Below are 12,936 nucleotides of genomic sequence, written 5' to 3'. Positions count from 1 at the left end.
GATAGACAGCTTTTTTTAATGTACGTGATATTCACTATAAATGTCTCGTTTTGATACATCTCGGTCTTTTGCCACTTGCTTAATCGCTTCTTTGTTTGAAAGTCCTTCTTCTACATAGTGATCAACGTGCTCGATAATGGTGAGCTGTTCCCACCATAGATTACTTTCATCTGGCGCTTCTTCATTTGTCCCTTCAAGAATTAAGCAGAATTCCCCTCTAATATCTGTGGCATTTGTCCATTCAATTGCTTCTAATACGCTTCCTCTTAAAAATTCTTCATAGCGTTTGGTTAACTCTCTACATAACACAATAGATCGGTTCCCTAAAATTTCTTCTATACTCTTTAGCGTTTCTTTTAATCGATGAGGGGCTTCATAAAATATCATGCTTTCTTTAATATACTGAAGCTCTTGAAGCTGTTCTTTACGCTGTTTTTTATTTCTGTTTAAAAATCCATAGAAATAAAACTGCCCTGTAGGTAGACCAGAAGCAATTAAAGCTGTTAATGCTGCGTTAGGCCCCGGCAGCGGAACAACCGTATATCCTTCTTTAACGGCAGCTACCACTAACTCATAACCAGGATCTGAAATACAGGGCATACCCGCGTCGCTTACTAAAGCAATATTTTTTTCACTGTCCAAGTCGCTTAACAGCTGTTCACTTTTTGTATGTTTATTATGTTCATGATAACTTGTAATAGGCGTATCGATTTCAAAGTGGTTACATAGTTTTTTCGTTTGTCTCGTATCTTCTGCGGCAATATAATCAACTTCTTTTAAAATTCGAATCGCACGAAATGTCATATCCTCTAAGTTTCCAATAGGAGTGGGAACTAAATATAAAACGCCTCGTTCATTCGATACATCATAACTTTTTTGTGATTTCATTCTGCTTTTCTTGCTCCCTTCGAATGTAAGCCTGTTTTTGCATTCTGCTTAACTGTTTGAACCAATACTCTTTTTGCATAGCTTCTGTTTTAGAAGTAAACACCTCATGCCAAATTAATGAAACAGGCCTTCTTGCTCTCGTATATTTTGCCCCTTTCCCTTCATTATGGACAGAAATACGTTTTTGCAAATTATTCGTGTAACCAGCGTAATACGTACAGTCCTTGCATTCAACTACATAAAAATAATGATTATTCTGTTCCATATAAAATCCTTTTTAATTCGTCCGTGTATTCATCATTATCTTGGTAGACCACCAGCGGAGGAAGAATCTTTAAATCTGGACTTCCATCCTTCGTACCTTCAATTAAAAGTGTATTTGCTTCTTTCCCATCTTTAGGATAGACAAACTGAAGTCTCTTTGGCTCTAAACGGTATTGCCTCATTAACGTAACGATATCTAATAGTCTCCCTGGACGGTGAACCAATGCTACTTTTCCGCCTTGCTTAACTAGTTGACTACTGGCTCTAATCACATCTTCCAACGAACAATGAATTTCGTGGCGAGCGATTGCAAAGTGTTCGTTTTCATTTATTTCTTCTTTATTGGATGTGGTGAAATAAGGAGGATTACATGTTACAACATCATATTTTCCATAACCCAGTTCTTGAGGTGCATTTTTTAAATCACCATGTATCATTTTAATCTGCCCATCCAGCTGATTATACGCAATACTTCTTTGTGCCATACTATGTAGCCGCTCTTGAATTTCTACACCAATGATTTTTCCCTTTGTTCGTTTAGATAAAAACAGTGGGATTACACCGTTTCCTGAACATAAATCAACCAAGTTGCCTTTACGAATTGGGACATAAGCAAAGTGAGATAAAAGCACAGCATCCAATGAAAAGGAAAAGACAGATGGACTTTGAATAATGCGCATTTCCTCATCGGCTAATAGATAATCTAAACGTTCATCTCCATATAACTCAACCATAATCGTTCTTCTCCTTGTACATCTATTATTTACATCTTTTACTCATAAAAAGAACCTCTCCAAAAGGGAGAGGTGTTGTTACTTTTTATTTAAAAATGACAAGCAAAACAAACAGTCTCCATCTTTACGCACACTTCCATAATGAATGTTACAAATATGAAAACCCTCTTGGTAAAGGCGAGCCAAATTGTCATATCCTTCTCCGATATCAATTTGTTTTTGCTCTTTTGTTTGAGCGCTTGCTTTTGAATGTCTATTTTTCAGCTTCGTTTCGAAGTTTGTCTGGTCAAGGCGACGGCGCAAATGATCATTTTCTATTTGCAGATGATGATTTTCTTCAATTAGCTCAGCAAGATGCTCTTTCAACTCACCTAACTGCTTATATAAATGACCAATTTGTTCCTCCATGTTTGTCACCGAATCAAAAATCTCTTTTTTATCCACCTTTGCCCACCTCGTTAATCTGTGGCTTGAAACGAAACAGCACCTTCATTATTGATCTCATCCAGAGTATACTCTAAAATTTGTTCGTGATCTGACAGTTCCACTTGAATAATTCTTTCCAAAATATTCAAACCTACTACACGTCCTGAACCATCTGAAGTTTTAATTGTTGAGCCTATATCAGGAAGCTGTTCTTTTGCCGTTTCATACTCATCATTTTCATATTTTAAACAACACATCAAACGTCCGCATAAACCAGAAATTTTCGTTGGATTAAGCGATAGGTTTTGGTCTTTGGCCATCTTAATAGAAACCGGCTCAAAATCACCTAAAAACGTTGAGCAACATAGCATACGTCCACAAGGACCTATCCCACCCAACAGTTTTGCCTCGTCTCGTACACCAATTTGACGAAGCTCAATTCGCGTACGGAAAATAGCAGCTAAATCTTTAACTAGCTCTCTAAAATCAATACGGCCGTCTGCTGTAAAATAAAAAATGACTTTATTACGATCAAACGTATATTCTACATCTACTAACTTCATATCTAAATCGTGTGATTGAATTTTTTGCACGCATACGTCATACGCTTCTCTAGCAGCTTGTTTATTTTCATCCACAATCAGCCTGTCTTTTTGTTCAGCAATGCGGATTACTTTTTTCAAAGGAAGCACGACATCATGTTCACTTACTTGCTTTTTGTTAATAACCACTCTGCCAAATTCAACACCACGAACTGTTTCTACAATAACAAACTCACCATCTGGAATTGTAAGTTCTCCAGGGTCAAAATAATATATTTTTCCCGCTTTTTTAAAGCGAACGCCTACTACATCATACAAGCTTTTATCCCTCCTGCAAATCCAACACCAGCTGTTCCATTAATAACTGTAGATTCATATTTGAATTTAATTTATTTTTGGCCTTCAAGATAACCTCTAAGCGATAAATCGCTTTTTCCTGCGTTGTCTGAAGAGCTTGCTGTTTTAATTCTTCTATTTTATGACGATAGACGATTTTAGACTCTTGTCCAACTTGCAGCGTCAACAAATCACGGTAAAGAAGCATCAATAAAGTTAAACCAATATGAGCTTGTTCTTTTTCTTTAAAATGTGTTACCCACTTTTCATGAATAAAAAGAAGAGCTTGTTGAGGTCTCGTTGTTAACACTTCATATAATTGTATCACTAACTTTATTGCAAGTCCAAACCATTCATCTTTACTTAATTCAATTGCTTCATCAATGCTGTTTGTTAAATTAGACAAGATGGACGCATCTACTGCGGAAAGGCCATTTTCTACTAGTTTTTCAGCTAACTGTTCTGGTGTAAGAGATCGAAATGATATTACTTGGCAACGTGAGATAATCGTATCTAATAAGCGCTGTATATTTTCTGTTAATAAAATTGCATAAGTTCCGTTGCCAGGCTCTTCTAAAAATTTCAGTAAACTATTTGCTGCGCTTACTGTCATTTTATCAACATGATTCACAATATATAACTTTTTATTAGATTCAACACCGGTTTTTGTGAATTCTGATTGCAAGAATTGAATTTGCTCTTTTTTAATCGATAAACCAGCTGGCTCAATCAAGTGAATATCTGGATGATTACCTGAATCAATTCGCCGGCAGTTACTGCACTCATGGCATGGCCTATGATTAACTGGATTTTGGCAAAACAGTGCTTTAGCAAACAAAAAACTAATTTGTTTTTTACCTGTTCCTTTGCTTCCTTCAAATAAATAAGCATGAGCAACTCGCTCTTTAAGTAAGCTGTTTTGCAAAATCTTTAATACGTTCGGCTGAAGAGCTTCAAGCTGTTCCCATGTATTTCCCATTCAATCATCACTTTCTATTTAAAATCTTCTCTCTTAAAATTGATGAAATTGATCTACTGGTAGTACGAATACTGTAGCTCCGCCCACTTCAACTTCAACAGGATACGGAATGTATGAATCTGCATTACCACCCATCGGTGCCACAGGAGAAATCATCTGTCTGCGGTTTTCACATTGGCCCTTAATAATATCAAGTACTTCATCTACTTTATGATCATCTGTACCAATCATAATTGTTGTATTCCCTGATTTTAAAAATCCGCCCGTACTTGATAATTTGGTTGAACGAAATCCTCTTTCTACAAGTGCATTTAAAAGCTTTGAGCTATCTGAATCTTGAATAACGGCCATTACTAATTTCATGAATAACACCTCATTTTACTTTATTGTTAAGAATAGTATAGCAAGAATAACAATCATCTGTATTTATTTTAAAATCAATTGTATCTGTTTATAAGCTTCTTCACAGACCTTTTCAATGGATTGATTTGCATCAATTCGGCGAATACGCTCTGGAAATTGACTCAAAAGAGATAGATATCCATCTCGTACTTTGTAATGAAAGTCTAAGGATTCTAAATCTAATCGATTAATCTCATCTTTTCGACCTTTATTAATTCTTTCTAATCCTACCTCAGGCTCAATATCAAAATATAAAGTGGCCTGTGGCATCGTTTGCTCAATAGCAAATTGATTGATAGCAAAAATATCTTCTACACCTATCCCCCGCGCATTTCCTTGATAAGCAAGTGAGCTATCAATAAAACGGTCACATAATACTATATTCCCTTTATTTAGCTCAGGAATCACTTTTTCTACAAGATGTTGTCTCCTAGCCGCAGCGTAAAGAAGTGCTTCTGTTCTGGCATCCATTTCCGTGTTAGATGGATTTAAGATGATTTCACGAATTTGTTCAGCAATTCGTATGCCTCCAGGCTCTCTTGTTAATACAATGTTATAGCCATCTTGTATTAATTTTTGTTGAACCATATGGATGATGGTCGTCTTACCAGCACCCTCTGGCCCTTCGAATGTAATAAACGTTCCTGACATGTATAAATTCCTTTCTCTATTTAAATACTTCTATCTTTCCTTCTTCCATACAAGAGCCGCCTTGAATATGACCATTTAACCTTTGAATATGCAAAATATAGTCAATATGATTGCTCGTAATCGTTTCTCCCTCCATTAAAATAGGAATTCCAGGAGGATATGGAATAATAGATTGTGCGCTTACACACCCAATCGCTTCTTCAAACGAACACATATGCTTTGTCCTTAATTTTCTTTCTTCCATAGACAGGAGAACCGTTGCCCTTGAAAAACGAAATGGTTTGATTAGTGGTTTTTCATACGACTTACGCTGTATATTTGCTACTGCTTGTCTAACCCGCTTAATTGTATCATTAAAGTCCCAACTGCTGCTTAACGGTAGAACAAACAATACATAGTTAACGTCAGCTAGTTCTGTATAAATATCTTGTTTTTCCAGTTCCTTTTGCAAATCATATCCTGTTGCCGCCGAACAAGTCAATGTCATTTTCAAAAGGTCGGTAGCAGTTTGATCTGTTTCCACATTAATAGTTGAAAGTGTATCAATCTTATTAATCTTTTCAACAAACGAATGAATATTGTCAGTCATTCTATCGATATCATGCTGTGTAAACTGCTGCAGATAATACCGTGCCAAATCGAGAGAAGCCATAATAGGGTATGAAGGACTGCTTGACTGAAGTACTTGTAGGTAATGGCGCACCGCTTGCTTATTCACTAATGTTCCCTGCATATGTAAATAAGAACCCATTGTCATAGCTGGTAGCGTTTTATGTGCTGACTGAACGACAAGGTCAGCTCCATACGTAACAGCTGACGACGGAAAAGGATTGCCTAAAATAAAATGGGCTCCATGAGCTTCATCAATAACTATAGGAATATTGTAGCTATGAATAAAGTCAATGGTCTCCTTTAAATCTCGTGCCACCCCGTAGTAAGTAGGATTTGTTAATACAAATGCTTTTATATCCTCAGAACGCTCTAAAGCCGCTTTAATTGTTTTAATGGATACACCTGTACTAAGATGTGTTTTTGAATCTATTTCAGGAGCTAAAAAAATAGGTGATGCCTTTGATAAAGTAATAGCATTAAAAATAGATTTATGAGAATCTCTTTGAACAGCAATTTTATCTCCTTCTTGACAAAGAGATAAAATTGCTGAGAGGTTGCCTACAGTAGAACCATTAACTAAAAAAAAGCTTTCATCTACTCCATACAACTTTGCCGTTAACTCTTGTGCTTCTTTAATAACAGATTCTGCTTCATGTAAATCATCTAATCCGCTAATTTCCGTTAGATCGTATTGCAAAAAATCTGCGTAAGAAGACTGAATATGTGAAGGTAGAATTTGACCATTTTTATGGCCGGGCACGTGGTAAGAGAGTGACCTCTTTTCGCTATGCCTTACTAAACGGTTATATAAAGGTAAATATGTATCCATACATCCATTCCTTACTTTTTGTAAATATAACATTGTTAACTTGATAAAAGAATATGTAAGCATTTTTCCTATCAAAATTCATTTTTCTTTCATTATAACAAACTTAGATGATTTTTTTGAGCCATATAAAGAAGCCCTTATAAAAAAGGGCTTTTAGTAAGAAAACGCTCCTGATATTCTCTTTAATTGATTTACTAACAATTGATAACGAAAATGAGATGAATCCACCTCTACAATCTCTACCTCGCAGTGTTGGCATATAAAGCTGGAAAACACCTCAATACCCTTTGTATGCTGTTCATGACAAACGGAACATGTTTTAATTTGTTTTTCCATTACTCTCCACCTCCACTAAATAAGTATCGACAAGATGTAACTTCTTTATGCAGTTCATTTACCCCATTTTATGTAGATAGCTTATACTTTGTGAATAATAAAAAAAGACTAGCTAAAATAGCTAGTCTTTTTTCAAGTGCCTGGCAACGTCCTACTCTCACAGGGACAAAGTCCCAACTACCATTGGCGCTAAAGAGCTTAACTTCCGTGTTCGGTATGGGAACGGGTGTGACCTCTTCGCTATCGCCACCAGACAAGAGATTGTTCTCTCAAAACTAGGTAACAGTTTGCTGAGTAAAGCTTACGCTTTTAAAAGTTTGGTTAAGTCCTCGATCGATTAGTATCAGTCAGCTACACATGTCGCCACGCTTCCACCTCTGACCTATCAACCTGATCATCTTTCAGGGATCTTACTAGCTTGCGCTATGGGAAATCTCATCTTGAGGGGGGCTTCATGCTTAGATGCTTTCAGCACTTATCCCGTCCACACATAGCTACCCAGCGATGCCTTTGGCAAGACAACTGGTACACCAGCGGTGTGTCCATCCCGGTCCTCTCGTACTAAGGACAGCTCCTCTCAAATTTCCTACGCCCACGACGGATAGGGACCGAACTGTCTCACGACGTTCTGAACCCAGCTCGCGTACCGCTTTAATGGGCGAACAGCCCAACCCTTGGGACCGACTACAGCCCCAGGATGCGATGAGCCGACATCGAGGTGCCAAACCTCCCCGTCGATGTGGACTCTTGGGGGAGATAAGCCTGTTATCCCCGGGGTAGCTTTTATCCGTTGAGCGATGGCCCTTCCATGCGGAACCACCGGATCACTAAGCCCGACTTTCGTCCCTGCTCGACTTGTAGGTCTCGCAGTCAAGCTCCCTTGTGCCTTTACACTCTACGAATGATTTCCAACCATTCTGAGGGAACCTTTGGGCGCCTCCGTTACATTTTAGGAGGCGACCGCCCCAGTCAAACTGCCCACCTGACACTGTCTCCCGGCCCGATCAGGGCCGCGGGTTAGAATTTCAATACAGCCAGGGTAGTATCCCACCGACGCCTCCACCGAAGCTAGCGCTCCGGCTTCTCAGGCTCCTACCTATCCTGTACAAGCTGTACCAAAATTCAATATCAGGCTACAGTAAAGCTCCACGGGGTCTTTCCGTCCTGTCGCGGGTAACCTGCATCTTCACAGGTACTATAATTTCACCGAGTCTCTCGTTGAGACAGTGCCCAGATCGTTACGCCTTTCGTGCGGGTCGGAACTTACCCGACAAGGAATTTCGCTACCTTAGGACCGTTATAGTTACGGCCGCCGTTTACTGGGGCTTCGATTCAGAGCTTCTCCCAAAGGATAACCCCTCCTCTTAACCTTCCAGCACCGGGCAGGCGTCAGCCCCTATACTTCGCCTTGCGGCTTCGCAGAGACCTGTGTTTTTGCTAAACAGTCGCCTGGGCCTATTCACTGCGGCTCTCTCGGGCTATACACCCTACCAGAGCACCCCTTCTCCCGAAGTTACGGGGTCATTTTGCCGAGTTCCTTAACGAGAGTTCTCTCGATCACCTTAGGATTCTCTCCTCGCCTACCTGTGTCGGTTTGCGGTACGGGCACCTCCCGCCTCGCTAGAGGCTTTTCTTGGCAGTGTGGAATCAGGAACTTCGGTACTATAATTCCCTCGTCATCACAGCTCAGCCTTTATGATGAGCGGATTTGCCTACTCATCAGCCTAACTGCTTGAACGCGCATATCCAGCAGCGCGCTTACCCTATCCTACTGCGTCCCCCCATTACTCAAACGGCGGGGAGGTGGTACAGGAATATCAACCTGTTGGCCATCGCCTACGCTTTTCAGCCTCGGCTTAGGTCCCGACTAACCCTGAGCGGACGAGCCTTCCTCAGGAAACCTTAGGCATTCGGTGGACAAGATTCTCACTTGTCTTTCGCTACTCATACCGGCATTCTCACTTCTAAGCGCTCCACCAGTCCTTACGGTCTGACTTCACAGCACTTAGAACGCTCTCCTACCACTGACATCAAAGATGTCAATCCACAGCTTCGGTGATACGTTTAGCCCCGGTACATTTTCGGCGCAGAGTCACTCGACCAGTGAGCTATTACGCACTCTTTAAATGGTGGCTGCTTCTAAGCCAACATCCTGGTTGTCTAAGCAACTCCACATCCTTTTCCACTTAACGTATACTTGGGGACCTTAGCTGGTGGTCTGGGCTGTTTCCCTTTTGACTACGGATCTTATCACTCGCAGTCTGACTCCCATGGATAAGTCTTTGGCATTCGGAGTTTGACTGAATTCGGTAACCCGTTGGGGGCCCCTAGTCCAATCAGTGCTCTACCTCCAAGACTCTCACAACATGAGGCTAGCCCTAAAGCTATTTCGGAGAGAACCAGCTATCTCCAGGTTCGATTGGAATTTCTCCGCTACCCACACCTCATCCCCGCACTTTTCAACGTGCGTGGGTTCGGGCCTCCATTCAGTGTTACCTGAACTTCACCCTGGACATGGGTAGATCACCTGGTTTCGGGTCTACAACCACATACTAAACGCCCTATTCAGACTCGCTTTCGCTACGGCTCCGCCTTATCAGCTTAACCTTGCATGGGATCGTAACTCGCCGGTTCATTCTACAAAAGGCACGCCATCACCCGTTAACGGGCTCTGACTACTTGTAGGCACACGGTTTCAGGATCTCTTTCACTCCCCTTCCGGGGTGCTTTTCACCTTTCCCTCACGGTACTGGTTCACTATCGGTCACTAGGTAGTATTTAGCCTTGGGAGATGGTCCTCCCAGCTTCCGACGGAATTTCACGTGTTCCGCCGTACTCAGGATCCACTCAAGAGGGAACGAAGTTTCAACTACAGGGTTGTTACCTTCTTCGACGGACCTTTCCAGGTCGCTTCATTTACTTCGTTCCTTTGTAACTCCGTATAGAGTGTCCTACAACCCCAAGAGGCAAGCCTCTTGGTTTGGGCTAATTCCGTTTCGCTCGCCGCTACTCAGGAAATCGCATTTGCTTTCTCTTCCTCCGGGTACTTAGATGTTTCAGTTCCCCGGGTCTGCCTTCAATATCCTATGTATTCAGATAAAGATACTGTTCCATTACGAACAGTGGGTTTCCCCATTCGGAAATCTCCGGATCAAAGCTCACTTACAGCTCCCCGAAGCATATCGGTGTTAGTCCCGTCCTTCATCGGCTCCTAGTGCCAAGGCATTCACCGTGCGCCCTTTCTAACTTAACCATTAGCGAATAAATGGTACAACATAAAGTTGTGTTATTTATTGGTTTGATTAAAGAAAAGTTTCACTTTTCCTCAGCAATTACTGTTATCTAGTTTTCAAAGAACAATCGCAACCAAAATTCTTCTTATCTAATAAGAAGAAAGTAGTGTGCTTTCTATAATTGAGAGATTGAACTCTCAAAACTGAACAAAGTGTCAAAACGTACGTCATGTAAAAATCCTTAGAAAGGAGGTGATCCAGCCGCACCTTCCGATACGGCTACCTTGTTACGACTTCACCCCAATCATCTGTCCCACCTTAGGCGGCTAGCTCCTTACGGTTACTCCACCGACTTCGGGTGTTACAAACTCTCGTGGTGTGACGGGCGGTGTGTACAAGGCCCGGGAACGTATTCACCGCGGCATGCTGATCCGCGATTACTAGCGATTCCAGCTTCATGTAGGCGAGTTGCAGCCTACAATCCGAACTGAGAATGGTTTTATGGGATTGGCTTGACCTCGCGGTCTTGCAGCCCTTTGTACCATCCATTGTAGCACGTGTGTAGCCCAGGTCATAAGGGGCATGATGATTTGACGTCATCCCCACCTTCCTCCGGTTTGTCACCGGCAGTCACCTTAGAGTGCCCAACTAAATGCTGGCAACTAAGATCAAGGGTTGCGCTCGTTGCGGGACTTAACCCAACATCTCACGACACGAGCTGACGACAACCATGCACCACCTGTCACTCTGTCCCCCGAAGGGGAACGCTCTATCTCTAGAGTTGTCAGAGGATGTCAAGACCTGGTAAGGTTCTTCGCGTTGCTTCGAATTAAACCACATGCTCCACCGCTTGTGCGGGCCCCCGTCAATTCCTTTGAGTTTCAGTCTTGCGACCGTACTCCCCAGGCGGAGTGCTTAATGCGTTAGCTGCAGCACTAAAGGGCGGAAACCCTCTAACACTTAGCACTCATCGTTTACGGCGTGGACTACCAGGGTATCTAATCCTGTTTGCTCCCCACGCTTTCGCGCCTCAGCGTCAGTTACAGACCAAAAAGCCGCCTTCGCCACTGGTGTTCCTCCACATCTCTACGCATTTCACCGCTACACGTGGAATTCCGCTTTTCTCTTCTGCACTCAAGTTCCCCAGTTTCCAATGACCCTCCACGGTTGAGCCGTGGGCTTTCACATCAGACTTAAGAAACCGCCTGCGCGCGCTTTACGCCCAATAATTCCGGATAACGCTTGCCACCTACGTATTACCGCGGCTGCTGGCACGTAGTTAGCCGTGGCTTTCTGGTTAGGTACCGTCAAGGTACGAGCAGTTACTCTCGTACTTGTTCTTCCCTAACAACAGAGTTTTACGACCCGAAAGCCTTCATCACTCACGCGGCGTTGCTCCGTCAGACTTTCGTCCATTGCGGAAGATTCCCTACTGCTGCCTCCCGTAGGAGTCTGGGCCGTGTCTCAGTCCCAGTGTGGCCGATCACCCTCTCAGGTCGGCTATGCATCGTTGCCTTGGTGAGCCGTTACCTCACCAACTAGCTAATGCACCGCGGGCCCATCTGTAAGTGATAGCCGAAACCATCTTTCAATCATCTCCCATGAAGGAGAAGATCGTATCCGGTATTAGCTTCGGTTTCCCGAAGTTATCCCAGTCTTACAGGCAGGTTGCCCACGTGTTACTCACCCGTCCGCCGCTAACGTCATAGAAGCAAGCTTCTAATTAGTTCGCTCGACTTGCATGTATTAGGCACGCCGCCAGCGTTCATCCTGAGCCAGGATCAAACTCTCCGAAGAAATGTTTGACTTGCTCAATTTAAAAAATAAAAATTAACGTTGACGTTTGTCGCTTTGTTCAGTTTTCAAAGTTCAAAATTCCGATTGGTGGAGCCTAGCGGGATCGAACCGCTGACCTCCTGCGTGCAAGGCAGGCGCTCTCCCAGCTGAGCTAAGGCCCCATAAATGGTCGGGAAGACAGGATTCGAACCTGCGACCCCTTGGTCCCAAACCAAGTGCTCTACCAAGCTGAGCTACTTCCCGTTTATGGCGCGCCCGAGAGGAGTCGAACCCCTAACCTTTTGATCCGTAGTCAAACGCTCTATCCAATTGAGCTACGGGCGCTTATTAAAATGGTGCCGAGGGCCGGACTTGAACCGGCACGGTAGTCACCTACCGCAGGATTTTAAGTCCTGTGTGTCTGCCAATTCCACCACCCCGGCAGGACTTATATATGTGGAGCGGAAGACGAGGTTCGAACTCGCGACCCCCACCTTGGCAAGGTGGTGTTCTACCACTGAACTACTTCCGCACATATATGAAATTAAGTAAAGATGCGGGTGAAGGGACTTGAACCCCCACGTCGTAAGACACTAGATCCTAAGTCTAGCGCGTCTGCCAATTCCGCCACACCCGCGTGTGAATATAAATGGTGAGCCATGAAGGACTCGAACCTTCGACCCTCTGATTAAAAGTCAGATGCTCTACCAACTGAGCTAATGGCTCGAAAAACTGGTGCCGGCAAGAGGACTTGAACCCCCAACCTACTGATTACAAGTCAGTTGCTCTACCAGTTGAGCTACACCGGCAAATGGTGGAGGATGACGGGATCGAACCGCCGACCCCCTGCTTGTAAGGCAGGTGCTCTCCCAGCTGAGCTAATCCTCCGATATAAAAGCCTGGCAACGTCCTACTCTCACAGGGACAA

Annotated in this window: 10 protein-coding genes, 9 tRNA genes and 4 rRNA genes (1 of these 23 cut by a window edge); all 23 read right to left on the bottom strand. The window is 42.9% G+C overall.

Features of this window, described 5'->3' with window-relative positions; translation table 11 throughout:
- Positions 1-15 precede the first annotated feature (15 nt).
- Complete coding sequence (rsmI, locus tag LJY09_RS00280; protein ID WP_016762698.1) at positions 16-888, bottom strand: 16S rRNA (cytidine(1402)-2'-O)-methyltransferase; 873 nt, start codon at positions 886-888, stop codon at positions 16-18.
- Positions 866-1,153: a GIY-YIG nuclease family protein gene (locus LJY09_RS00275; protein WP_098113851.1), complete on the bottom strand. Its 288-nt coding sequence runs from the start codon at positions 1,151-1,153 to the stop codon at positions 866-868. The genes rsmI and LJY09_RS00275 overlap by 23 nt, the downstream gene beginning before the upstream one ends.
- Positions 1,140-1,886, bottom strand: coding sequence for a tRNA1(Val) (adenine(37)-N6)-methyltransferase (locus LJY09_RS00270; protein WP_028412633.1), 747 nt, complete (start codon positions 1,884-1,886; stop codon positions 1,140-1,142). The genes LJY09_RS00275 and LJY09_RS00270 overlap by 14 nt, the downstream gene beginning before the upstream one ends.
- A 78-nt stretch (positions 1,887-1,964) precedes the next feature.
- Entirely contained in the window at positions 1,965-2,330 is a 366-nt protein-coding gene (gene yabA, locus LJY09_RS00265; protein ID WP_013054848.1) for a DNA replication initiation control protein YabA, read from the bottom strand.
- Positions 2,331-2,344: 14 nt separating this feature from the next.
- A complete protein-coding gene (locus LJY09_RS00260) occupies positions 2,345-3,172 on the bottom strand; it encodes a PSP1 domain-containing protein (protein WP_013054847.1) in 828 nt (275 codons plus the stop codon).
- Positions 3,173-3,176: 4 nt separating this feature from the next.
- Positions 3,177-4,169: a DNA polymerase III subunit delta' gene (holB, locus tag LJY09_RS00255; RefSeq protein WP_013054846.1), complete on the bottom strand. Its 993-nt coding sequence runs from the start codon at positions 4,167-4,169 to the stop codon at positions 3,177-3,179.
- 33 nt (positions 4,170-4,202) lie between these two features.
- Positions 4,203-4,532: a cyclic-di-AMP receptor gene (locus LJY09_RS00250; protein WP_013054845.1), complete on the bottom strand. Its 330-nt coding sequence runs from the start codon at positions 4,530-4,532 to the stop codon at positions 4,203-4,205.
- 63 nt (positions 4,533-4,595) lie between these two features.
- A complete protein-coding gene (gene tmk / locus LJY09_RS00245) occupies positions 4,596-5,222 on the bottom strand; it encodes a dTMP kinase (RefSeq protein ID WP_028412632.1) in 627 nt (208 codons plus the stop codon).
- Between the two features lie 16 nt (positions 5,223-5,238).
- Positions 5,239-6,663 (bottom strand): aminotransferase class I/II-fold pyridoxal phosphate-dependent enzyme, encoded by a 1,425-nt coding sequence (locus LJY09_RS00240; protein ID WP_028412631.1) that lies wholly within the window; start codon positions 6,661-6,663, stop codon positions 5,239-5,241.
- Positions 6,664-6,816: 153 nt separating this feature from the next.
- Positions 6,817-6,999, bottom strand: a complete 183-nt coding sequence (locus LJY09_RS00235) for a sigma factor G inhibitor Gin (RefSeq protein ID WP_013081329.1) — start codon at positions 6,997-6,999, stop codon at positions 6,817-6,819.
- 138 nt (positions 7,000-7,137) lie between these two features.
- Positions 7,138-7,253: ribosomal RNA gene (gene rrf, locus LJY09_RS00230) — 5S ribosomal RNA — on the bottom strand.
- Positions 7,254-7,316: 63 nt separating this feature from the next.
- Positions 7,317-10,252: ribosomal RNA gene (locus LJY09_RS00225) — 23S ribosomal RNA — on the bottom strand.
- Between the two features lie 225 nt (positions 10,253-10,477).
- Positions 10,478-12,029 (bottom strand): 16S ribosomal RNA (locus LJY09_RS00220).
- Between the two features lie 85 nt (positions 12,030-12,114).
- Positions 12,115-12,190: transfer RNA gene (locus LJY09_RS00215), tRNA-Ala, on the bottom strand.
- 5 nt (positions 12,191-12,195) lie between these two features.
- Positions 12,196-12,272 (bottom strand) — tRNA-Pro (locus LJY09_RS00210).
- 4 nt (positions 12,273-12,276) lie between these two features.
- Positions 12,277-12,353, bottom strand: a tRNA-Arg gene (locus LJY09_RS00205).
- A 9-nt stretch (positions 12,354-12,362) separates the two neighbouring features.
- Positions 12,363-12,451, bottom strand: a tRNA-Leu gene (locus LJY09_RS00200).
- Between the two features lie 14 nt (positions 12,452-12,465).
- Positions 12,466-12,540: transfer RNA gene (locus tag LJY09_RS00195), tRNA-Gly, on the bottom strand.
- Positions 12,541-12,563: 23 nt separating this feature from the next.
- Positions 12,564-12,645, bottom strand: a tRNA-Leu gene (locus LJY09_RS00190).
- A 13-nt stretch (positions 12,646-12,658) separates the two neighbouring features.
- Positions 12,659-12,734, bottom strand: a tRNA-Lys gene (locus LJY09_RS00185).
- 7 nt (positions 12,735-12,741) lie between these two features.
- Positions 12,742-12,817: transfer RNA gene (locus LJY09_RS00180), tRNA-Thr, on the bottom strand.
- A 3-nt stretch (positions 12,818-12,820) separates the two neighbouring features.
- Positions 12,821-12,896 (bottom strand) — tRNA-Val (locus tag LJY09_RS00175).
- Between the two features lie 9 nt (positions 12,897-12,905).
- Positions 12,906-12,936, bottom strand: a 5S ribosomal RNA gene (gene rrf, locus LJY09_RS00170); it runs 85 nt beyond the window's last position.
- The 16S, 23S and 5S rRNA genes sit together here with 9 tRNA genes alongside, the layout of an rRNA operon.

Origin of the sequence: Priestia sp. J2 (genome assembly GCF_020790095.1) — a bacterium.
In the GTDB taxonomy this organism is placed as follows: Bacteria; Bacillota; Bacilli; order Bacillales; family Bacillaceae_H; genus Priestia; species Priestia zanthoxyli.
The sequence above is the reverse complement of the archived record's forward strand: the minus strand, read 5'-3'. Positions and strand labels throughout refer to the sequence as shown.

Coding starts and splice junctions, on each gene's coding strand:
- rsmI (WP_016762698.1), bottom strand. CDS start 888: ATGAAATCACAAAAAAGTTATGATGTATCGAATGAACGAGGCGTTTTA.
- LJY09_RS00275 (WP_098113851.1), bottom strand. CDS start 1,153: ATGGAACAGAATAATCATTATTTTTATGTAGTTGAATGCAAGGACTGT.
- LJY09_RS00270 (WP_028412633.1), bottom strand. CDS start 1,886: ATGGTTGAGTTATATGGAGATGAACGTTTAGATTATCTATTAGCCGAT.
- holB (WP_013054846.1), bottom strand. CDS start 4,169: ATGGGAAATACATGGGAACAGCTTGAAGCTCTTCAGCCGAACGTATTA.
- LJY09_RS00250 (WP_013054845.1), bottom strand. CDS start 4,532: ATGAAATTAGTAATGGCCGTTATTCAAGATTCAGATAGCTCAAAGCTT.
- tmk (WP_028412632.1), bottom strand. CDS start 5,222: ATGTCAGGAACGTTTATTACATTCGAAGGGCCAGAGGGTGCTGGTAAG.
- LJY09_RS00240 (WP_028412631.1), bottom strand. CDS start 6,663: ATGGATACATATTTACCTTTATATAACCGTTTAGTAAGGCATAGCGAA.
- LJY09_RS00235 (WP_013081329.1), bottom strand. CDS start 6,999: ATGGAAAAACAAATTAAAACATGTTCCGTTTGTCATGAACAGCATACA.